This window comes from Arthrobacter sp. UKPF54-2, from assembly GCF_007858535.1.
GTDB lineage: Bacteria > Actinomycetota > Actinomycetes > Actinomycetales > Micrococcaceae > Arthrobacter.
In genome coordinates this window covers 1,334,085-1,353,680 of record NZ_CP040174.1, presented here as the reverse complement: position 1 = coordinate 1,353,680, position 19,596 = coordinate 1,334,085, and the positions used below count along the sequence as shown (strand labels likewise).

The following is a 19,596-nucleotide window of genomic DNA, read 5'->3' as shown; positions in this document are numbered from 1 at the left end:
TCAGTAGTCCACGATGGCGCCGCTGGAGATGTTGATGGTGGCATCCGTGATGGCGCCGGCCTTGTCCGAGGCGATAAAGCTTGCCACGTTGCCGACGTCCGCCAGGGTGGCCGTGCGGTTCAGGTGCGCGGCCTTGGCGATCTCCACCACGATTTCCTCCCGGCCCTCCACCTGCCAGGGAATGGTCTCGACGATGCCGCCGCTCACCATGGTGACAACACGAACGCCGTACTTCCCCAGCTCCAGCGCCCACTGCCGCCGCAGCCCCTCCATCGCATCCAGGGCCACCTTGAACCCGCCGAGGCCGGCCATGGTCTGCGGGCCGGAACCGCCGAACATCAGCACCACGCCGGACTTCTGCTTGAGCATGTGCCCCGCCGCGGCCCTGGTGGTGAGGAAGTGGGTGCGGGTGGCCAGGGTGATCGGCTGGGTGAAGTCGTTGACGTCGATTTCCATCAGCGGCTGCTGGATGTCGCCGAAGGAAATGGCATTGAACGAGATGTCGATCCGCTTGGCCTTTTTGGCCGCGGCATCCACGAAGGCGTCCACCTGCTGTTCGTCCAGCGCATCCACGACGGCGGTTTCCGCCCGTCCGCCGTCGTCCCGGATGTCCCGGGCGACTTTCTCCAGCCTGGGCTCGGTGCGTCCGGCGAGGTAGACAGTGGCGCCTTCGGCGGCGAAGGACCGGGACACCGCTCCCCCGATCGCTCCCCCGGCCCCGTAGATCAGCGCGGTTTTGCCCTGCAGCAGGCCGCCGGCCGGCACCTGGTTAGTCAGCATCTGTCCCTGCCTCCCGCCGCGGAGTGGTGAATTCCCTCAACTATGTTCTCGACGGGGTCCGGTGGCAAGGGGGGTGGGCGGGCAGCCTGGCCGGGTCAGGGGCGTCGCGGGGCCTCCGGTCCGGACTCTGGACCCGGCTGGGGACTTTCCGGGCCGCGGCCTTCACGGACCTCCGGCGGAACTGACGCGGGAGGACCCCCGATGCCGTAGAACCCCGGGGGCTGTGACGACTGGCCCGGCTGCGGCGGGCCCGCGGCAGGCGCCGTTTCGCCGTACGCAGAGGCGGTCTGGCCGTAGGCGGGGGCGGCCGGGGGCCCGGCGGGCGCCAGCGGCTGCAGGTCACCGGGGTCGGTGGGGCCCATGTCCAGATGGAACGGCGGGTACTCGTCGCGCATCAGGGCGACGTAGGTGAGGACCCGGTAGATCCAACGGTTCAGGCCCATCAGCAGGTCAAACAGGCCCCGCCAGTACTGGCCGGTGAACAGCAGGATGACGCCGGCGATGAGCACCAGGAGTCCGATCAGCGAGATCCCGGTGTTTTGCTGGATCCACTGGCCGTCCGCCCAGTATCCCTCGCGGCCGCCCCAGCCGCGCATGGTCCCTGTCAGCACTCCGACGATCAGCAGGTGCGGGATCGCCAACAGCCAGGACTTCACCAGCACCAGGCCGTGGGAGAGCTTCTCGGGGTAGTCGACGTCGAAGTCTGCCGGGTACCCGGTGCGGGCGAGGGTGAAGGGCGGATACTGGTCCGTGCCGATCGCCGAGTAGGAGTAGAAGGCCACGCGCCAGCTCCAGCGGATCACCCCCACATTGAAGTTGAACAGCGAGCGCGGGTAGCGGCCGGTGAAGAGGATCGCGAACCCGGCCACAATCGTGGTGATAACGAAGGCGAACCACAGGAAGAACAGCACAATGTAGTGCGGAATGGCCAGGAACCACTTGACCAGCCACAGCCAGCGGGACAGGTGCGGGTCAAGATAGCCGCTGAGGCGCGCCGGATAGACGTAGCCTCCCGGCCTCGGACTGCCGGGCGGTGGCGCCGCGTATGGGGCGGCGCCGTAGCCACCAGCCGGCGGCTGGACCCCGCCGTATGGCTCACCCGCCGAAGCCGCGTAGGCAACCCCGGGTTGCGGCCCCGGTCCCGGCCCCTGCGGCGGGTGTCCGCGGCCCAGCCCGGCCGCCCCGGCCACAATCAGCGGGACGCCGAGGGCCAGCAGCACGATGCCGCCGATCAGCAGCCCGAGGAAAACCGGCCAGAGCAGGTCCGAACGCGCGCCGCCGCGGAGGTCGACGGAGACCGGGCTGCTCGCGTCGGCATTCATGATCACCACGGCCCAGTTCCCGGGGCGCAGGTCCCACTTGAGTTCCTGGCTGCCGGCGCCGGTGGCCGAGGCAGTCCAGAACGTCTGGTCGGCAGGCCGGGCTGGCGGTTGGGTGCCGGACACCTCCCGGTATTCGGCCCGGAAGGGCGAGAAGCGGACCTCGGTAAGCTCGGAGTGCCTGACGTCAGTCAGGTACCGTGCCACATCCGCCTGCGGCGCGATGCCGATGAAGATCTGCTTCGCCGAGTCGGCCGTGGAGCCGCGGAGCATCACGCTGCCGGGGACCACGCCCGGGTCGATCCCGGGCCGGGCTTCGGTCATGATGTCCAGCCGCGGCGAGGTCAAGGCGTAGGAGTCCGAGGAGTACCGTTCCGACGGGGTGGTGAAGAAACCGCCGTCGCGCTGCTGATAATTGGCCCAGCCGGTGAAGCCGGCGCCGGCCAGGAGTCCCAGGCCCAGCAACGCGGAAAGCGTGCCGAGCACCAGCATGACGATCCGGCCCGGTTTCATGGCCGTTCCAACGCCTCCAGCAGTGACTTGCCCCATAGTTTCGCCTTCTCAATTTCGCCGGGACGCAACGGCCCCTCGCTGCCCTGGACGTAGAACGGCATGGGCTCGGAGATGATGTCGGCGCCGCTGTCCCGCAGCGCGTGCGCCATCTTCTTCGCCGCGTCGCCGTGGATGAACATCCGCACGCGGGTGTCGAAAGCGGCCGCCTTGACGCCTTTGAGGTGGCCGTCGCCAAGGGTGGAGAGCAGTTGGGTGATTTTCGGCGTCGGGCGCCAGCCGTTGATGGGGCTGCCGAGGACCAGCAGGTCCCCCGCGGCCAGGTCGTCGGGACGGAAGTCGCTGACGGCTACGGGGGTGGCGTCGAGGTCGCCGAGCGAGCCGGCGACGGCCTCCGCCACGGACTTGGTGTTGCCAAACGCCGAGTCGTAGACGATGTGCGCCTTCATGCCGTGATCACCACTTTCAAGGCTTTCGTTTCAGCGGCACGGGCAAAGGTGTCATAGGCGTCCAGGAACTGGTCGAAGGTGAAATGGTGGGTGGCGAACTTCTCCGCCGGCACCTTCTTCTGGGCCACGAGTTTCAGCAGCATCGGGGTGGTGTTGGCATTGACCAGGCCCATGCTGATGTTGATGTTCTGGATCCAGAGGTTTTCGACGTGCAGTTCCACAGGCTTGCCGTGCACCCCCACGTTGGCCACGTTGCCGCCGGGCCGGACGATGTCGGTGCACATGCTGAACGTGGCCGGGATGCCGACGGCCTCGATGGCCACATCCACCCCCTGCCCGTCGGTGAGGGCCAGGACCTGGCCCTTCCAGTCGGCGTCGCCGGAGAGCACAACGTCGGTGGCGCCGAACTCGCGGGACTTTTCCAGCCGGTTCGCGTCAAGGTCGACGGCGATGATGGTGGCCGCGCCGTAGAGGCCCGCGGTGGCGATGGCGGCAAGGCCCACCGGGCCCGCACCGATCACGGCTACGGTGTCCCCTGGCTTGACTCGGCCATACTGCACGCCGATTTCAAACCCTGTGGGCAGGATGTCGGAGAGCATCACGGCCTGTTCATCGCTCACGCCCGCCGGCAGCAGGTGCAGCGAGTTTTCCGCGTACGGGACGCGGACGTATTCGGCCTGCGTGCCGTCGATCAGGTGGCCGAAGACCCAGCCTATTCCGGCTTGCCCCTCCTCGCCCATGCAGTGCGAGTAGAGGCCGGTCTTGCAGTTGGCGCAGTGTCCGCAGGACTTGATGCAGGAAATGATGACCCGGTCCCCCACCTTGAGTCCGGTCACGGAGGACCCGGTCTCGGTGATGGTGCCGACGCCCTCGTGGCCGAGGATCCGGCCCTTGGCCACGGCGGGCACGTCGCCCTTGAGGATGTGCAGGTCTGTGCCGCAGATGGTGGTGGTGTCCACCTTGACGATTACGTCCGACGGATGCTGGATCGTCGGATCAGGGACGTCCGTCCAGGATTTCTGGCCCGGGCCGCCGTACACGAGTGCTTTCACGCAAGCTCCTTGGTTCGGAGGATGACCGGCGGATCGACGATCCGCAGGCGGCACGGGGTGACCGAGGTGTCGATGCCGGAGGAGACGATCGACTGGCGAGCATGCTCACGGAGTTCCTCGAAAGCGGCGGCGGTGACCCGGGCATGGGCCAGGTCCACGACAAGTTCGTAGCCAGCGAGTTTGGACGCGACGCGGCGGCAGACGACGTAAAGGGCGCGGATGTTGGCGGTGGTGACGACGCCTCGCACCTCCACCCGCGCGGACTCCTCCGCGGTATCGATCCGGATGACGACCTTGATCCGCGGATCACCGTGGGAGGGGTGCGCGTGGTAGGCGCGGGCCCGGCTCGCGTGGTTGAGGTGGCGCAGCGGGCTCACAGGGCATCAGCGCTCCGGGCGCCGAGGACCGCTGCTGTTGGATGATCAAATGTTGTTGGGAATTCGGTACGCATGATGGCCGGTCTCCTGCCTTTCCTGCCCAAGCTGGAAAGTGCAATTGCCATTTCCTTACCCTAGGTACTAGCGAGACCGATACTTCGCTTCGAGCGGTTCCTCCCCCAATTGCCATGCAGGAACCGACCCAGTTCCAGAATGAGCGCACCCTCCCCGATGGGCAAGGGGGCAAAAGTCCCTTGCGGGCCCTGCCGCGCGGTCGGGTTGGGAGCGGTGTGGGAGCTGTGGCCAGTGTGGCCCGGATTGCTGCCGCCCGGATGCGCCCCTAGCCTTGTCCCTATGCCGAAATCCGCCTCCTCCACCGCCACATCAGGCCTTGTTCTCGCTGCGGCCCGACAGCTCGGCGAAAAAACGCTATGTGACATTTTCATTACAAACGGCCGGGTTGCGCAGATTGTGCCATCGGGGTCGCCGGCAGTGATTCCGGCCGGGTCACCGGTGGTGGACCTGGACGGGCGCTGCGTCATTCCCGGACTCTGGGATGAGCATGTCCACATGACCCAGTGGGCCTTGGCCGCCGGCCGGATCGACCTCTCCGGCGCGACGTCGGCGCACGAGGCGGCCGCCGTCGTGCGTTCCCGCCTGGAAGGTTCCACCCCGGCGGACGGCGGCGAGACGGACGGCGGACGGACGCTGGTGGGGGTCGGTTTCCGAGACGCCGTCTGGGCCGACACGCCGAGTCTTGAACTGCTCGACGCCGCGACGGGAGGCGTCCCGACGGCGCTGATCAGCCATGATCTGCACTGCGTGTGGCTCAACAGCGCGGCGGCCGCCCGCTATGGGGTAGCGGTGGGCGCGGACGGGCTGGTCCGCGAGGATCCGGCCTTTGAACTGACCCGGGAACTGGGGCGCCTGCCCGACCCGGCGGTGGACGCCATGGTCCGCGACGCCGGGCGGGCGGCCGCGGCCCGCGGAATTGTGGGGATTGTCGACTTCGAAATGGTCTGGAACCGGGACACCTGGCTCCGGCGGATCGCGGCGGGCTTTGATTCCTTCCGGGTGGACGCCGGCGTCTATCCGCAGGACCTGGACCGGGCCATTGGCGAGGGGATGCGGACCGGGCAGCCCGTGCCGGGAGGGGCCAAACTGCTGCGGGTGGGGCCGCTGAAGGTGCTGATCGATGGTTCCCTGAACACGCGCACGGCCTACTGCGTGGACCCGTACCCGCACGGCGGCCGCGGCCTGCTCACCGTCAGCGAGCCGGAGCTGCTGGGCCTGCTGGTCAAGGCCCGCGCGGCCGGGTTTGTCCCGGCGGTGCACGCGATCGGCGACGGCGCCAACGAGGTGGCGCTGAATGCCTTCGCGGCGGCCGGTGTCCGCGGCCGGATTGAGCATGCCCAGTTTGTCCGGCGGCAGGACTTTGCGCGGTTCGGCGAACTGGGCATCACCGCCAGCGTGCAGCCCGCCCACGCACTCGATGACCGCGATGCGGCGGACTCCAACTGGGCCGGACGGACGGAACGGGCGTTCCCGCTGCGGTCCCTGCTCGACGCCGGGGCGACGCTGGCGCTGGGTTCCGACGCTCCGGTGGCGCCGCTGGAACCGTGGACGGCGATGTCCGCCGCCGCCACCCGCGCCCGGCAGGACGGCCGGGAACCCTGGCGGGAGCCCTGGCACCCGGAGCAGGCCCTCACCCGGCAGGAGGCGCTGGCGGCATCGTCGCGCGGGCGGCGGCGGATCAGCGTCGGCGACCCGGCCGACGTCGTGGTGCTCGACGCCGATCCGCTGGCCGTCTCCGACGCCGAGTTCGCCGCGATGCCGGTGGCAGCGACGCTGGTGGCCGGGCAGTTTACGTACCGGGGCGGGGTGTAGCTGGCGGCGTTCGGCCGGGCTCCTTGGACGGCTGGGCGCCCTTGCTGGCTAGGCCCCCTTGACGCGTGCCTGGACCAGGTTCGCGAAGGGCAGCCTGCCGTATTCCTCGACGAACGCGGCGTGGTACCCGGCCTCGGCCGCGGCGAGCTGCTCCACGGGCAGCTCCTTCCACGCGATGACCAGTTTGTTGGCGGCGGCGAGCTGCCAGATGAGCCGCCCGTCCCAGTGGCCCGGCGGCTTGCCCCGGCCGAAGTCGACGAATTCCTGGATCTGCCGGCGCAGCCCGCGGTTGCCCTTGCTCCCCGGGCCAGCCTTGCCCACATAGAGGACGTCGGCTCCGTCGACCCATTCGGCGTCGAGCGCTTCCGGCTTCAGGCTGGGGTCCTTCTTTTTGAAGACGCCTGCCGTGCTTTTGGCGAGGAACTGGGGGCTGAGGCTAGGCGCTGGGGCTCCTGTCGCGCTGCCGGGTGCGCTGGTGTCCGGCCGCAGCACCGCGAAGATGCCGGGTTTCTGCGGGATCCGGTTGATGTCCAGCTCCCCGATCGGCCGGAATCCGGTGAAGCCGTCCTGTTTTAGTGACTGTCTGTTGGTCGGCATGGATTCCTTGGTTGGAGGCGCTTACGTAAAGCTTACGGATAGGCGGATTCCGGGGCCGCTTTTATTGTCACAGGTGCCCGATAGCGTGTTTCTATGGACGGCAAGCAGTGGTCCGCGGAGGCTCCGGCAATACAGGGGTGCACCTGCGCCTGCAGTTGCGAGGTGACGCCAGCAACGCCTGGCGCGGCCGTGACGCTGCACGCGGAAGCCGCAGTCACGTCCGGCGTCGCGCCGAACGCCGACGGCGCCATGCTGATCGCTGAAATCCGGGCACTGGAAGACCGGAAGTGTGCGTTGGCCGCCCGGCAGGCCCGTCTGTCGGTCGCGTTCGATATGCTCCAGCGCCGCGAACAAGCCGACGCCGGTTTGCCCGCCGACCAGCTCGGGGCCGGCGTCGGGGCGCAGATCGCCCTCGCCCGGCGCGAATCCCCCGCCCGCGGCGGCCGGCTCCTCGGCCTCGCCAAGGCCCTCGTCGCCGAGATGCCGCACACCCTCGCCGCCCTCGAAACCGGCCAGCTCAACGAATGGCGCGCCACCCTCCTGGTCCGTGAGACCGCCTGCCTATCCGCGGCCGACCGGACCGCCGTGGACGAGGAACTGGCGGCCGACGCCGGGACTTTCGGCGGGGCGGGCGACCGGGCCATCGTCACCGCGGTCCGCGCCTCCGCCTACCGCCGGGACCCGCACTCGGTTACCGAGCGTGCCGCGCATGCTGCTACCGAACGCCACGTCAGTCTCCGCCCGGCCCCGGACACCATGTGCTACCTCACGGCCCTGCTCCCCGTCGCCGCAGGGGTGGCCGTCCATTCGGCGCTCACCCGGGCCGCGGACACCGCCCACTCCGACGGGGACACCCGCTCCCGCGGCCAGCTGATGGCCGACACCCTCGTCGAACGCACCACCGGCAAGGCCGGCGGGATCAGCGGCATCAAAATCCAGCTCGTTATGACCGACCGCACCCTGTTCCAGGGCGACAGCGAACCGGCCCGCCTCCCCGGCTATGGGATTGTCCCCGCCGGCTGGGCGCGGACATTGGCCGGCCCGGGCCAGAACCGGAACGAGGCGATGAGGGTCTGGCTGCGGCGGCTTTACACGGCCCCCGCCACAGGCGACCTCGTCGCCATGGATTCCCGTGCCCGGCTCTTCCCGCCCGGACTGCGCCGCTTCATCCAGGCCCGCGACCACACCTGCCGCACCCCCTACTGCGACGCCCCCATCCGCCACCTGGACCACATCGTCCCCTGGCACAACGGTGGCACCACCAGCCGCAGCAACGGCGCTGGCCTCTGCGAAGCCTGCAACCACACCAAAGAAACCCCCGGCTGGAGCGCCCAGACCCGCCCCGGACCCCGCCACACCCTCCAACTCACGACGCCGACCGGCCACACTTACCACTCCACCGCACCACCGCTTCCGGGAACGGCATTGCTGGCGGCGCCCCGCCAGCGCCGCGAAATCCGGGTTATAGGACAAAATGTGTGTCTTTTTCGGGCGTGTTAGGTGCGTCCTGCCCAGCCTTTTCTGGCCCAGAGGCCTTCTTCGGCGCTGAGACCGGCGCTATAACGGGGTTATAGGACAAAATGTGTGTCTTTTTCGGGCGTGTTAGGTGCGTCCTGCCCAGCCTTTTCTGGCCCAGAGGCCTTCTTCGGCGCTGAGACCGGCGCTATAACGTTCCGGGCCCGGAGTACCGTCCGTGATCACCGTTCGCTTCGGCCGCGGGAGCTCGTAGTGGTGCGCCGCGATCAGCTCGGCCGGCGGTAGCGGGTTTTCGCTGTGGAGGTAGAGGTACCACTCGATGGCGCGCTTTTGGTGCTCTTCGCTCATCCCGCGGTGGGCCCGGAGGATTAGACGGAGCTGGGCGTTCGTGCCGCCTTCGATTCGGTTGGTTGTGGGTGCAATGTTGAGCCCGGCGTGTTCGGCACGCAGGTACGTGAAGAGAGTCCCGGCCCGGCTGAGGCGTTCGAGGAGCCGGTAGGCCTTGCGCAGCCGGTCGTGGGTGAACCACCAGCTTTGGTTTGCCCGCACCCATCCCGGCACGAGGGCGGTGCCGTTGCGGTAGGTCCTGGCCCGGACGAGGTGCCCGTGGTCCTGATACCAGTCGTTCAGGCCTCCGAGCCAGGCCGCGGCTTCGGTCGCCGTGGTGATTCTGGTCAGGGCACGGCCAAGGCGCAGGAGCGCTTTGCCGGCCTCGGTTCTGGGCCGGCCGGTCAGGTAGGTGCGGACGTTGCGTTGGACGTGCACCTGGCAGCGCTGGACCGCGGTCTCGGACCAGCATTCAGACAGGGCGGCGGCAATCCCGGCGCCGCCGTCGGTGATCACGACCGTGGGCGCGGGGAACCTTGCCAGCAGGGCCGCCCACGCAGCCTTTTTCTCGGTGTCGCACCATTGCCACCCGAGGACGTAATCGCCGGCGACCGCGATCAGGCAGCACCACGAGCCGACGTAAATCCCGTCGACCTGGATCTGGTCGTGGACCTCGCCGGTGACGGGAATCTGTGGGGCGATATTCCAGCACCAGCCCGTCCGGCGGCGGAAGGACCGGTCGGCGCCTTCCCGGACACACTCGACCTGGGAGCTCTTGCCCATGAGCCAGCCGAGAAAGGCGCCCAGTTGGGCCCGGCGTTCCACATCGGGCCGGGTCCTGGTGCTGCTCGCACCGCACCCCGTACATCTCCACCGGGTCCGCCCGGCGGAGGTCTTACCGTTCCGCTTGAGTCCAGAACCACAGAGCACACAACGCGAGGAATTCCCAGCACCAGCCACAACTACGAGTCTCAGGGCATAGCAAACCCCGCATTACCGCCCCGGCACTAGGAAGCAGGCCTCACGCAGACACACATTTTGTCCTATAACCCCGAAATCCGGCGAATCGTCAAGACGCTGAGGTGCTGAGGGGGCGAGGGTCAGTGTTGCTGAAGCGGCGTAGACCTCCCTTAAACACAGGACCTGCAGGTACCTTCGCGATCTCGCTATGAGACGGCCCGGACACTTTCATGTCCTGATCAGCCCGGCTTAATCAAGTGGTTACCTGCAGGCGCTTTAAGCGTACGCCCGCTCTCGGGGCCGTGGCTAGGGGTCCGGAGCCTCTTCCGTGACGGCCGGGAACGCGCCCGGAAACAGAAGCGTAGAGTGGAACAAGACGCCTGATTCTGGACGCCGAGTGCTGAGGGAGAAATCGTGACGATTGACTGGGACGAAAAGAAGACCCTGCTGCAGGAACCGAACATCGCGGCTGTGACCCAACTTTGCGACGAACTGATGGAGAAGAAGCCGGGATCCGTGGTTCCTTACATCGACCCTGTCCATGACGAGGACGAGTGCCGGATCGTCAGCCTCCATACCGCGCCCGGAAAGGGCTGCGAATCAGGGTTCGTCTCGCACTTCAACGAGGACGAGGCCGCCCGCCGCGCCACCTCCATCTACGAGGCCGTCGAGCTCGACCCGCGCTACGTGATGCCGTGGAACGCCTACCCCTGGGTCCGCGACCCGGAGCTCCCCTCCGCCTTGAACGTCCAGGAAAAGACCGACGGACTGCGCCCCTTCCGCCAGTTTATGAAGATCAACAAGCGCACCTCGGCGATCATCGCGCACGGCGCCGACGCCCACGCCTTCCTGACGCTCTTCGAAAAGACCTACCACTCCTCGCTGAAGAACCGCGGCGTGAAGATCTACAAGGCCACCGCCCTCGGCGGCCGTGCCTTCGCCGTCTCCCCGGCCAAGCAGGAGGAGCTCCTGGCCAAGAACGTCGCCGTCTACCAGGACGCGATGCAGCGGGCCGGGATCCAGCACCTCTAACAAAGCCACGACGCCGGCCCGCACGCGCCTGCCGCCGTCGGCCTTGGGCCCAACGGCCCTGCCCAACCCCGCCTTCCGTGGCCATGCTGGGAGGGCTGGCCGGATGTCGGCCGGCCCGTCGCGGACTCCCGGAGCGCTGACGGTTGCGGCTCGGAAGGGACCAGCATGGGACGGTTGGACGGCAAAGTCGCCCTCATCAGCGGCGGCGCCCGCGGCATCGGCGCGGCCATCGCGCGGCGTTTCCTGGCCGAGGGGGCGAGAGCCGTCGTCGGCGACGTCCTGGACGACGACGGCGCCCGGCTGCTTGCGGAACTCGGCGACGGCGTCCGTTACGTGCACCTGGACGTGACGAAGCCGGCGGACTGGGAGGCCGCGGTCAGCGAGGCGGTCACAGCGTTCGGTGGCCTGAGCGTACTGGTGAACAACGCCGGCATCGTGAACTTCGGCCGGATCGACGAGTACCCGCACGAACAGTGGGCCCGGATCATCGACGTGAACCTCACCGGCGTCTTCAACGGCATCAAGGCCGCCGCCCCGGCACTGGCCAAGGCCAGCGCGTCCTCCATCATCAACGTCTCCTCCATCGCGGGCCTGCGCGGCTACGAGAGCCTCGCCGGGTACACCGCCTCGAAGTTCGGCGTGCGGGGCCTGACCAAGGCCGCGGCGCTGGACCTGGGTCGGGACGGCACCCGGGTCAATTCCGTGCACCCCGGCGTCATCCAGACCCCCATGACCGAAGGCATGACCTTCGACACCGGCCACGTCCCGCTGCACCGGATCGGCCAGCCCACGGAGATCGCCGACCTGGCCGTGTACCTGGCCGGCGACGAATCCTCCTTTGTCACCGGCGCCGAGTTCGTCATCGACGGCGGCGAGACGGCCGGCACCGTCGTTACCCCGGCCGGCTGACCGCGTACGGTGGAGAGGCTGATGTCCGCGCAAACCGGTTCCAAACTCGCCGTCGTGGGCGCCGGCAGCGTCGGCACCTCGCTGGCGTACGCCGCCCTGATCCGCGGTTCGGCCAGCCACGTTGCCCTCTACGACGTCAACGCGGCCAAGGCGGAAGCCGAGGTCCTGGACCTGGCCCACGGCACCCAGTTCACCGCGGCCGCGGCCACCGTCAATGGCGGCGCGGACATCAGCGTCACGGACGGCGCCGACGTCGTGGTCATTACCGCCGGGGCTAAACAGGCTCCCGGCCAGACCCGCCTCGACTTGGCCGGGACCAACGTCCGCATCCTCGAACAACTCATGCCGCAACTGCTCGAACACGCCCCGGACGCGGTGTACGTGCTGGTCACCAACCCCTGCGACGTGCTGACCGTCGCCGCCCAGAAGATCACCGGGCTGCCGACGTCGCGGATTTTCTCCTCCGGCACCGTGCTGGACACCTCGCGGCTGCGCTGGCTGCTGGCCCACCGCGCCGGGGTGTCGGTGAGCAGCGTCCACGCCAGCATGGTAGGCGAGCACGGCGACACCGAGTTCCCGGTCTGGTCCGGCGCGACGATCGGCCCGGTCCCGATCCGGGGCTGGAAGGTCGACGGCGAGCGCATCTTCACCCCCGGCTACCTCAGCGAGACCGCCCGCGAGGTCACCCAGGCCGCCTACAAGGTGATCGCCGGCAAGGGCGCGACGAATTACGCGATCGGGCTCTCCGGCGCCCGGATCGTGGAGGCGCTGCTGCGCTCCGAGAACGCGGTGCTGCCGGTCTCCACCGTGCTGGCCGGCCAGTACGGGATCGACGGCGTGGCCCTGTCCCTGCCCAGCATCGTGGGCCACGGCGGCGTGCGTGCGGTGCTGGAGACCCCGATGGACGAGGGCGAACTGGCCTCGCTGCACCACTCAGCCGAGACCCTCCGGCAGAGCCTCGCCTCCCTCGGGATCTGAGCCAGCCTGGCCGGGAACACAATTCCCGGGTCCGTCGTTGAACAGCGGTAGCCTGAACTGCGGAACAACGGACCGGACGGAGGTAGCTCATGGTCGCAGCACTTACCCGGCATCACGCCGCGGGGCTCGTCCGGGCCGCCCTCCTTGCCACAGTCCTCGCCGTGCTCGCGGGCCTGCTGGGCATGCATGTATTTTCGGCGTCCCACGCCGCACACGCGTCCGCGGCCGGAGCGCCGTTCGGGGAAGTGGCGCTGGCCGCAGCGGAGCACTCCGCCGCCGGGCACACCGATTCCGGGCACGCCGCCGCCAAGCACGCCGGCGCGTCACCCAGCCACGAAACTCCCGCCCCGCCGTCGTGCGGCTGCGGCGGAGATTGCGGCGGCCAGAGCTCCGCGCACGTCTCTTGCACCCCCGCGCCGTCGGGGGCCTCCCTGAGCGCCCCGGCTCCCGGGACCACGCTGCTGGCGGTCCAGGCCCGCACCGCGCCTTCAGCCGAGCCGGCCACCGCCCACTCCCACCAACCGGCGACGCCCACGCCGCTTGAGCTGTCCATCAGCCGGACATAAAGGGACGCCGTGCCGCTCTCCGCCGGCACCCATGCCCTCCCGGTGCGCGCACCCTATGCCGCGCGCCGTCCGACGCCGGCACCTGCCGGATTCCCAAAGGACAGATTTCTCGTGAACAAAGCACTGACAATTTCCGCCACCGCCCTGGCCGCCGTCATCGCCCTGGCCGGCTGCTCGACCGGTTCCGGTTCCGGCGGCAGCAGCATGCCCGGGATGGACCACAGCTCCGGGCAGGCAATGCCCGGCGCAAGTGCCGCCGCCGACCACAACGCCCCGGACACCATGTTCGCCCAGGGGATGATCCCGCACCACGCCCAGGCCGTCCAGATGAGCGAGATGATGCTCAAGAAGCCCGGCATCGACGCCAAGGTGACCGCCCTGGCCAGCCGGATCAAGGCGGCCCAAGGCCCGGAGATCGACCGGATGACCGGCTGGCTCCGTGACTGGAACGAATCGACCCAGATGCCGGGCGGCCATGCAATGTCCGGCATGCTGGGCGACGACGAGCTCAAAAAGCTCGACGCCGCCACCGGCACCGAGGCTGCCAAGCTGTTCCTGACGCAGATGATCGCCCACCACGAGGGCGCCGTCGAGATGGCCAACGCCGAGGTCCGCGGCGGCAAGAACCCGGAGGCGATCAAGCTGGCCAAGGACGTCGCGGCGTCCCAGACGGACGAGATCAAGGAAATGAAGGGCCTGCTGGCCGCGCTCTAGTCCCGGCGGGGGAGGCGGCGGCGTAACCAAGCGCGGCCGCCTCCCGGTTCGCCTAAGCTCGGAGGAAAGAAGTTCCACCTGGCTCAGCGACGAACCACCCGGGAGACACCTCATGACCAACTGGCGAATCAGGGATTTCCACTCGGCCGACCTGGACGGGATCCTGCACCTCTGGGAATCCCTTAAGGCCACCAACGTCGAGCCCGTCTACGCGCTCTCCGAGGTCCTCGCCTCCTGCGAGAAGGACCACGCCGTCGTCGCGGTGCAGGGCGACCAGGTGGTGGGCGCCGCCGTCGGCCGCGCCGCGCACGACCAGGGCTGGATCGTCTTCCTCGCCACCCTCCCTGAGTTCCGCGGCCGCGGGATCGGCACCTCGCTGCTGGCCGCGGTGGAAAACCGGATGGCCCCGCACGGGCTGAACAAGCTCTCCGCGCTCATGCCGGAATCCGAAACCCGCGTCGAGGCCTTCCTGAGCCGCGGCTTCGTGCTGAAGAAGAACCTGCGCTACTTCGAACGAAAAATCCCGGTCCAACGCCAGGAACTCGAGCCGCTGAGCCAGCTCGGCGGCCGGATCCTGGCCCGCGACCTCTGGGAAAATGTCGCCGGCATGCGGAACGAGAAGGAACTCCTGGAGCGCCGACTGGTGTTGCCGCTGGCCGAGGCGGACCTCGCCGACGAGTACGGTGTGGTCCCGCCGCGCGCCGTGGTGCTGTTCGGCCCGCCCGGCACCGGCAAGACCACCTTCGCCAAGGCGATCGCCTCCCGTCTGGAGTGGCCGTTTGTGGAAGTGTTCCCCTCCCGACTGGCCTCCGATCCCAAGGGCCTCGCCGGGGCGCTGCGTGAGACCTTCCTGGAGATCGCCGAGCTGGAGCACGCCGTGGTGTTCATCGACGAGGTGGAGGAGATCGCCTCGCAGCGGGCCGGGGATCCGCCGTCGCCGCTGCAGGGCGTCACCAACGAGCTGCTGAAAATCATCCCGGCGTTCCGCGAACAGCCAGGCCGGCTGCTGGTCTGCGCCACCAACTTCATCCGCGCCCTGGACTCCGCGTTCCTGCGCCACGGCCGCTTCGACTACGTCATTCCGATCGGCCTGCCGGACCGCCTGGCCCGCGAGGCCATGTGGCAGCGCTTCATCCCCGCCACGGTGGTGGACGACGTGGACGTGGAGCTGCTGGTGGACCGCACCGAGGGCTTCTCCCCCGCGGACATCGAATATGCGGCCCGGAGCGCCTCCCAGCGGGCGCTGGAAAAAGCGGTGTACGACGACGGCGGGGCGGCTTCGGCGGGAACGGCATCGGTCCGCGACGCGGTCCGGAAGGGACCCGCGACGCAGGATTACCTCGATGCGATCGGGGACACCCGGACCACGGTCAGCGCCGAGGTGCAGCAGGAATTCCTCGAAGACATCGACCTGCTGGGCCGCGTCTAGCCTTCGGGGCTTCCCTACGGGGTGCTGTCGTAGGACAGGTTCTCGTAGTCGGTGTCGTCGGCCTCGTCGAGCATGTCGTCGAGCTCCTCCAGCAGCCAGGGGTTGATCCGGGCCAGGATCTTGCGGGTTTCCTCCACCGGGACCGCGGCGTAGAGCACCGGCCGGGCGTCAGCGTAGCGGGTGACCGGCGGCTTGTCCGGCCACTTCTCGGCCAGCGCCTGGACCCGTTCGGGCAGGGAGTTGTGCGCGTTGTCCGCAATTTTGACCAGGGTGGCGTCGTGGTCCTCGGCGATGTACCGGATGCCGGCCTGGTAGTCGTCCGGGTTTTCGTGCAGGCGCTTCGTGACCCGCTCGATGATGTCCACAGCCCGTTCTGACACGCCCATGTCCAGCAGCGCCTGCCGGGTCATCGGGGTGTCCTCCGCGATGTCGTGCAGGTACCCGGCGATCCGGATGTCGTCGTCGAAGTCGGCCAGCGCGTCGCCGACGGCGATCACGTGCTCGCGGTAGGGCCGCTTGAGCTTGTCCTTTTGCCGATTGTGGGCCACCTCTGCGAGGACCTTGGCGGTCTCGACGGTAAATCCTGGCCGCGGGGTGGGCGCTTCGCTGAACTCTGGTTCTGACATGTTTCCAGCCTACGCGCCGTGCCCGCCCAGCCCCGTCCACACCCACGGCTCCCGCGGCAGCGCCGCCGGCTCGAACGCGGCCAGCGCGTTCTCCAGGGATCCCGCGGGCAGCCCGAGCGAGGCCAGCAGCGCATCCCGCACCTCCTCCACGGGAACCCCGGCGGCGGCCAGATCCGCCAGCGTGACCGCCCCGTCGCGCTTGGCGAGGCGGGCGCCGTCGGCGTTCAGCACCAGCGGAACGTGGGCATATTCCGGAACTGGAATATGCAAAAGGGTGGCGAGATACGCCTGTCGCGGGGTGGAGGGCAGCAGGTCGTCGCCGCGGACCACCTGGTCAATGCCCTGCGCGGCGTCATCCACCACGACGGCCAGGTTGTACGCCGTGACGCCGTCGTTACGGCGGAGCACAAAGTCATCCACGACGCCGGTGAAGCTGCCGTGCAGCACGTCCTGCACGGACGCCTCGGTAACCGCCGCGCGGAGCCGGACCGCGGCGGGCCGGACGGCGCGCTTCGCCTCGCGGTCAGCCTCGGAAAGGTCCCGGCAGGTGCCAGGGTACGCGCCCTGCGGGGCGTGCGGGGCGGAGGGTGCCTCGTGGATTTCGCGGCGGGTGCAGAAGCATTCGTAGGTCAGTCCGGCCGCGGTGAGCCGCTCGATGGCCTCCGTGTAGAGGTGTTCACGCTCGGTCTGGCGGACGACGCCGCCGTCCCAGTCCACGCCGATCGCCGCCAGGTCGCGGAGCTGTTCCGCCTCGGCGCCGGCCCGGGCGCGGTCCAGGTCTTCTACCCGCATCAGGAAGCGTCGGCCGGTGGACCGGGCGAAGAGCCAGGCCAGGATCGCGGTGCGCAGGTTGCCCACGTGCAGTTCGCCGGAGGGGCTGGGGGCGAAACGACCGGCTGCTGTCATGACTCCAGCCTATGCCGGACAACACAAGAGCCCCTCAGCCACCGATGACTTCGGAGATCCGACGTCGGGGGCTCAGGGGCTCTTGCCGAAAGGGTGTGCGGAATGACGATGCGTGAACAAGAGTCAATCAGCGGCGGGCTCCTTGCGGGGGCCTCATCGGGAATCCGGGTGGTGTACCGGGGGATCCGTAGCCTTCGGGTGCCGGCGGTGGCCCGCATCCCTTGTTGCCACTATTTGAGCAGGAGCCATACAGTTGGTGCAACGGACAACTCGCTGACTGGTCAGACTGTCCAAGTGACATCCTAACGAGTGGCAGGAAGTGGTCAGATTGCAGCAACTGGACGCGACGGACCGGCGGATCCTCCTCGCGCTGGACGCGGACCCGCGGGTCCCCATCATGGTCCTGGCCCAGAGACTCGGCCTGGCCCGCGGGACGGTCCAGTCCCGCCTGGAGCGGATGACGGCGTCGGGCGCGCTACGGCCCAACAGCAGCAGGGTGCTTCCGGCCGCACTGGGCCGCGGAGTGGCGGCGGCGGTGAGTGCAGAGCTGGACCAGAGCCACCTGAATGAGGCGATCGCCGCGCTGCGGAACATCCCGGAGGTGCTGGAGTGCCACGCGCCCGCAGGCGACACCGACCTGCTGATCCGGGTCGTGGCCACGAGCCCGGACGACCTTTACCGGGTCTCCGAGGAAATCCGCCTCTGCCCCGGCATTGTGCGGACTTCGACGAGCATGTTCCTGCGCGAGGTCATCCCCTACCGGACCACGGCACTGCTGGACGGGTGAGCGGGGGACCGCTCAGACCGGTGGCCCGGCGTATGCCTTCAGGTTTTTCATCACCAGCGTGGAGGTCAGCCGCTCGACGCCGGGCAGCGAGGTGAGCTCGGCGTCGTAAAATCGCTGGTACGCCGGCAGGTCCTCCGCAATGACCTTCAGCAGGTAGTCGGGTTCGCCGAAGAGCCGCTGGGCCTCGACGATGTTGGGGTTTTCCGCCACCCGGTTCTCGAAGATCTCCATGGTGGCGCGGTCCACCTGCCGCAGCGTGACAAAGACAATGGCTTCGAAGCCAAGGCCGACGGCGGCCGGGTCGATGTCGGCGCGGTAGCCCCGGATCACGCCGGTGGCCTCCAGTTCACGGAGCCTGCGGTGGCACGGAGCCACGGTTAGGCCCACCTTCGCGGCGAGCGCGGTGGCAGTCATCCGGCCGTCCTCGCGCAGGTGGCGCAAAATACTTCTGTCGATGTGGTCGATCACGCAATAACCTTACCGTCGGCGCGGGGTTCTGCGCGAAAACAGTGAACACTTATGGGCTGGAAATTCCTAGGATGGGCTCTGTAGCCGCAGCCTCAGGAGACCCCCATGAACCCCCAGCTCTTTCTCGCTTTCATTGGCGTCGCCGTGGCCCTCGCCTGCACGCCGGGCGTGGACTGGGCCTACTCGATCGCGGCCGGGCTAAGGGAGCGCAGCTTAGTGCCGGCCGTTGCCGGCCTGTGCGGCGGGTACGTCGTGCACACGGCGCTCCTGACCGCCGGCCTGGCCGCGGTGATCACCGGCATGCCCGGGCTCCTCGGCTGGCTGACGGTGGCGGGTGCGGCCTACCTGCTGTGGCTGGGCGCCGGCACGGTCCGGTCGTGGCGGGGCGCCAGCTTCGGTGCGGCCGACGCTCCGGCGTCCGCCCGGGCGGACGCCGCGGCATCCGCTAACCAGTTCCGGATCTTCCTGCAGGGCATGGGTACCAGCGGCATCAACCCGAAGGGGCTGCTGTTCTTCCTCGCCCTGGTCCCGCAGTTCGTCAGCACGGACGCCGCCCTGCCGGTGCCGCTGCAATCCGGCCTGCTTGGCCTCACCTTTGTTCTGCTCGTGGCCGTGATCTACAGCTGCGTGGCGCTGCTGGCCCGCAAGCTCCTGCACTCCCGGCCCGGCGCGGCACGGCGGGTGACACTGGCCAGCGGGGTCATCATGGTGGGCCTAGGCGTAGTGCTGCTGACCGAGCAACTGGCCCCGCTGCTGGGCAGGCTCGCCGCGGCCGGGTAAGCGCCGCCCGATCACCCACAGAATGTCGTAGGTCCGGCTGCCGCCGGCGTAGACGGTGACGCCCTGCACGAAGGCCCCGGCCGCCGTCGGAGCCCAACACGGTCCACTCAAACGGCCAAGGCCCACAGTCAGGCGGCGGCCGCCACCCAGACGCCGATCACCCAGGTGCTCGCGGCCAGGCACGCCAGCCCGAACTCGGCGATCATGCCCAGGCCGGTGGCTTTCAGCGCCGCCCAGCTGGAGGTGACCGCGGTCCGCCATGCGCGGGTGCGGTGCAGTTCACTCAGCAGCAGCCCGGCCGCGAAACCAACGAAGAGCCCCACCACCGGAATGAGGAACATCCCGACGACGCCGAACACCAGGCCGGCGACGACGGACCGGCCGGGAATGCTGTGCTGCTTAAGCTTCCGGCCGGTCAGCACGGCACTGGCGGCCATCCCGGCCAGCACGAGCAGCAGGCCGATCCCGAAGACCACCCATCCGGTGGTGCCGTCTCCGCCCCAGATGGCCCAGGCCAGCAGGCTCAGGGCGATCAGGATGCTGCCTGGCAGCACGGGGATGATGATGCCGGCCACGCCCACCAGGATGGCCAGGCCGCAGAGGACCGTCACCACAGTCTCGGGATTCATCGCCCCAGTCTATGGCCGGCTGCTGTGCCGGCCGGTCC

The 19,596-nt window shown here is 68.8% G+C and carries 21 protein-coding genes; 10 read left to right on the top strand and 11 right to left on the bottom strand.

All coding sequences use genetic code 11. The features are described 5' to 3' along the window. From E7Y32_RS06145 to E7Y32_RS06125, 5 genes are all read right to left on the bottom strand, one after another. Window positions 1-780, bottom strand: a complete 780-nt coding sequence (locus E7Y32_RS06145; RefSeq protein WP_146336352.1) for an SDR family NAD(P)-dependent oxidoreductase — start codon at window positions 778-780, stop codon at window positions 1-3. Window positions 781-875: 95 nt separating this feature from the next. After that, window positions 876-2,612 carry a DUF4389 domain-containing protein gene (locus E7Y32_RS06140; protein WP_146336351.1) on the bottom strand — a complete coding sequence of 579 codons (1,737 nt, stop codon included), beginning with the start codon at window positions 2,610-2,612 and terminating at the stop codon, window positions 876-878. Continuing rightward, complete coding sequence (locus tag E7Y32_RS06135; RefSeq protein ID WP_146336350.1) at window positions 2,609-3,058, bottom strand: flavodoxin domain-containing protein; 450 nt, start codon at window positions 3,056-3,058, stop codon at window positions 2,609-2,611. The genes E7Y32_RS06140 and E7Y32_RS06135 overlap by 4 nt, the downstream gene beginning before the upstream one ends. Further along, window positions 3,055-4,110, bottom strand: a complete 1,056-nt coding sequence (locus tag E7Y32_RS06130; RefSeq protein ID WP_146336349.1) for a zinc-dependent alcohol dehydrogenase family protein — start codon at window positions 4,108-4,110, stop codon at window positions 3,055-3,057. The genes E7Y32_RS06135 and E7Y32_RS06130 overlap by 4 nt, the downstream gene beginning before the upstream one ends. After that, a complete protein-coding gene (locus E7Y32_RS06125; protein ID WP_146336348.1) occupies window positions 4,107-4,487 on the bottom strand; it encodes a hypothetical protein in 381 nt (126 codons plus the stop codon). Before E7Y32_RS06125 ends, E7Y32_RS06130 begins: the two co-directional genes overlap by 4 nt. Before the next feature lie 354 nt (window positions 4,488-4,841). On the opposite strand from E7Y32_RS06125, the gene E7Y32_RS06120 reads away from it, so the two are divergent. Then, entirely contained in the window at window positions 4,842-6,374 is a 1,533-nt protein-coding gene (locus E7Y32_RS06120) for an amidohydrolase (RefSeq protein ID WP_146336347.1), read from the top strand. Between the two features lie 48 nt (window positions 6,375-6,422). On the opposite strand, the gene E7Y32_RS06115 is transcribed toward E7Y32_RS06120, so the two are convergent. After that, entirely contained in the window at window positions 6,423-6,971 is a 549-nt protein-coding gene (locus E7Y32_RS06115) for a hypothetical protein (RefSeq protein ID WP_146336346.1), read from the bottom strand. Window positions 6,972-7,220: 249 nt separating this feature from the next. On the opposite strand from E7Y32_RS06115, the gene E7Y32_RS06110 reads away from it, so the two are divergent. Next, window positions 7,221-8,471: an HNH endonuclease signature motif containing protein gene (locus E7Y32_RS06110; protein WP_261382604.1), complete on the top strand. Its 1,251-nt coding sequence runs from the start codon at window positions 7,221-7,223 to the stop codon at window positions 8,469-8,471. Between the two features lie 102 nt (window positions 8,472-8,573). Here the strand turns inward: E7Y32_RS06110 and E7Y32_RS06105 are convergent, their stop codons facing one another. Further along, window positions 8,574-9,704, bottom strand: coding sequence for an IS1249 family transposase (locus tag E7Y32_RS06105; RefSeq protein ID WP_261382595.1), 1,131 nt, complete (start codon window positions 9,702-9,704; stop codon window positions 8,574-8,576). A gap of 444 nt (window positions 9,705-10,148) precedes the next feature. On the opposite strand from E7Y32_RS06105, the gene E7Y32_RS06100 reads away from it, so the two are divergent. From E7Y32_RS06100 to E7Y32_RS06075, 6 genes are all read left to right on the top strand, one after another. Next, the gene (locus E7Y32_RS06100) at window positions 10,149-10,766 is read left to right on the top strand and encodes a uracil-DNA glycosylase (RefSeq protein WP_146336344.1); all 618 of its coding nucleotides are present in this window, start codon (window positions 10,149-10,151) and stop codon (window positions 10,764-10,766) included. Window positions 10,767-10,931: 165 nt separating this feature from the next. Then, the gene (locus E7Y32_RS06095) at window positions 10,932-11,675 is read left to right on the top strand and encodes a glucose 1-dehydrogenase (RefSeq protein WP_146336343.1); all 744 of its coding nucleotides are present in this window, start codon (window positions 10,932-10,934) and stop codon (window positions 11,673-11,675) included. A gap of 21 nt (window positions 11,676-11,696) precedes the next feature. Then, window positions 11,697-12,653, top strand: coding sequence for an L-lactate dehydrogenase (locus E7Y32_RS06090; RefSeq protein ID WP_146336342.1), 957 nt, complete (start codon window positions 11,697-11,699; stop codon window positions 12,651-12,653). An 89-nt stretch (window positions 12,654-12,742) separates the two neighbouring features. Beyond that, window positions 12,743-13,219, top strand: coding sequence for a hypothetical protein (locus E7Y32_RS06085; RefSeq protein WP_146336341.1), 477 nt, complete (start codon window positions 12,743-12,745; stop codon window positions 13,217-13,219). A 111-nt stretch (window positions 13,220-13,330) separates the two neighbouring features. Next, on the top strand, window positions 13,331-13,933 hold the full coding sequence (locus tag E7Y32_RS06080) for a DUF305 domain-containing protein (RefSeq protein ID WP_186467054.1): 603 nt from the start codon (window positions 13,331-13,333) through the stop codon (window positions 13,931-13,933). A gap of 112 nt (window positions 13,934-14,045) precedes the next feature. Then, a complete protein-coding gene (locus E7Y32_RS06075; RefSeq protein ID WP_146336340.1) occupies window positions 14,046-15,362 on the top strand; it encodes an ATP-binding protein in 1,317 nt (438 codons plus the stop codon). A gap of 14 nt (window positions 15,363-15,376) precedes the next feature. Here E7Y32_RS06075 and E7Y32_RS06070 read toward each other — a convergent pair whose 3' ends face one another. Further along, entirely contained in the window at window positions 15,377-15,988 is a 612-nt protein-coding gene (locus tag E7Y32_RS06070) for an HD domain-containing protein (RefSeq protein WP_146336339.1), read from the bottom strand. A 9-nt stretch (window positions 15,989-15,997) separates the two neighbouring features. Continuing rightward, a complete protein-coding gene (gluQRS, locus tag E7Y32_RS06065) occupies window positions 15,998-16,894 on the bottom strand; it encodes a tRNA glutamyl-Q(34) synthetase GluQRS (protein ID WP_146336338.1) in 897 nt (298 codons plus the stop codon). A gap of 328 nt (window positions 16,895-17,222) precedes the next feature. Here gluQRS and E7Y32_RS06060 point away from each other — a divergent pair, with 328 nt between their 5' ends. Continuing rightward, window positions 17,223-17,681 (top strand): Lrp/AsnC family transcriptional regulator, encoded by a 459-nt coding sequence (locus E7Y32_RS06060; RefSeq protein ID WP_186372297.1) that lies wholly within the window; start codon window positions 17,223-17,225, stop codon window positions 17,679-17,681. A gap of 12 nt (window positions 17,682-17,693) precedes the next feature. Here E7Y32_RS06060 and E7Y32_RS06055 read toward each other — a convergent pair whose 3' ends face one another. Continuing rightward, window positions 17,694-18,149: an Lrp/AsnC family transcriptional regulator gene (locus tag E7Y32_RS06055; RefSeq protein ID WP_146336337.1), complete on the bottom strand. Its 456-nt coding sequence runs from the start codon at window positions 18,147-18,149 to the stop codon at window positions 17,694-17,696. Window positions 18,150-18,254: 105 nt separating this feature from the next. On the opposite strand from E7Y32_RS06055, the gene E7Y32_RS06050 reads away from it, so the two are divergent. Further along, window positions 18,255-18,929 (top strand): LysE family translocator, encoded by a 675-nt coding sequence (locus E7Y32_RS06050; protein ID WP_146336336.1) that lies wholly within the window; start codon window positions 18,255-18,257, stop codon window positions 18,927-18,929. A 128-nt stretch (window positions 18,930-19,057) separates the two neighbouring features. On the opposite strand, the gene E7Y32_RS06045 is transcribed toward E7Y32_RS06050, so the two are convergent. Then, complete coding sequence (locus tag E7Y32_RS06045; RefSeq protein ID WP_146336335.1) at window positions 19,058-19,558, bottom strand: DUF456 domain-containing protein; 501 nt, start codon at window positions 19,556-19,558, stop codon at window positions 19,058-19,060. Between the last annotated feature and the right edge of the window lie 38 nt (window positions 19,559-19,596).

What these genes read in the sequence shown, in the direction of transcription:
- E7Y32_RS06145 (WP_146336352.1), bottom strand. Translation starts at nt 780, where the DNA reads ATGCTGACTAACCAGGTGCCGGCCGGCGGCCTGCTGCAGGGCAAAACC.
- E7Y32_RS06140 (WP_146336351.1), bottom strand. Translation starts at nt 2,612, where the DNA reads ATGAAACCGGGCCGGATCGTCATGCTGGTGCTCGGCACGCTTTCCGCG.
- E7Y32_RS06135 (WP_146336350.1), bottom strand. Translation starts at nt 3,058, where the DNA reads ATGAAGGCGCACATCGTCTACGACTCGGCGTTTGGCAACACCAAGTCC.
- E7Y32_RS06120 (WP_146336347.1), top strand. Translation starts at nt 4,842, where the DNA reads ATGCCGAAATCCGCCTCCTCCACCGCCACATCAGGCCTTGTTCTCGCT.
- E7Y32_RS06115 (WP_146336346.1), bottom strand. Translation starts at nt 6,971, where the DNA reads ATGCCGACCAACAGACAGTCACTAAAACAGGACGGCTTCACCGGATTC.
- E7Y32_RS06110 (WP_261382604.1), top strand. Translation starts at nt 7,221, where the DNA reads ATGCTGATCGCTGAAATCCGGGCACTGGAAGACCGGAAGTGTGCGTTG.
- E7Y32_RS06095 (WP_146336343.1), top strand. Translation starts at nt 10,932, where the DNA reads ATGGGACGGTTGGACGGCAAAGTCGCCCTCATCAGCGGCGGCGCCCGC.
- E7Y32_RS06090 (WP_146336342.1), top strand. Translation starts at nt 11,697, where the DNA reads ATGTCCGCGCAAACCGGTTCCAAACTCGCCGTCGTGGGCGCCGGCAGC.
- E7Y32_RS06085 (WP_146336341.1), top strand. Translation starts at nt 12,743, where the DNA reads ATGGTCGCAGCACTTACCCGGCATCACGCCGCGGGGCTCGTCCGGGCC.
- E7Y32_RS06075 (WP_146336340.1), top strand. Translation starts at nt 14,046, where the DNA reads ATGACCAACTGGCGAATCAGGGATTTCCACTCGGCCGACCTGGACGGG.
- E7Y32_RS06070 (WP_146336339.1), bottom strand. Translation starts at nt 15,988, where the DNA reads ATGTCAGAACCAGAGTTCAGCGAAGCGCCCACCCCGCGGCCAGGATTT.
- gluQRS (WP_146336338.1), bottom strand. Translation starts at nt 16,894, where the DNA reads ATGACAGCAGCCGGTCGTTTCGCCCCCAGCCCCTCCGGCGAACTGCAC.
- E7Y32_RS06050 (WP_146336336.1), top strand. Translation starts at nt 18,255, where the DNA reads ATGAACCCCCAGCTCTTTCTCGCTTTCATTGGCGTCGCCGTGGCCCTC.
- E7Y32_RS06045 (WP_146336335.1), bottom strand. Translation starts at nt 19,558, where the DNA reads ATGAATCCCGAGACTGTGGTGACGGTCCTCTGCGGCCTGGCCATCCTG.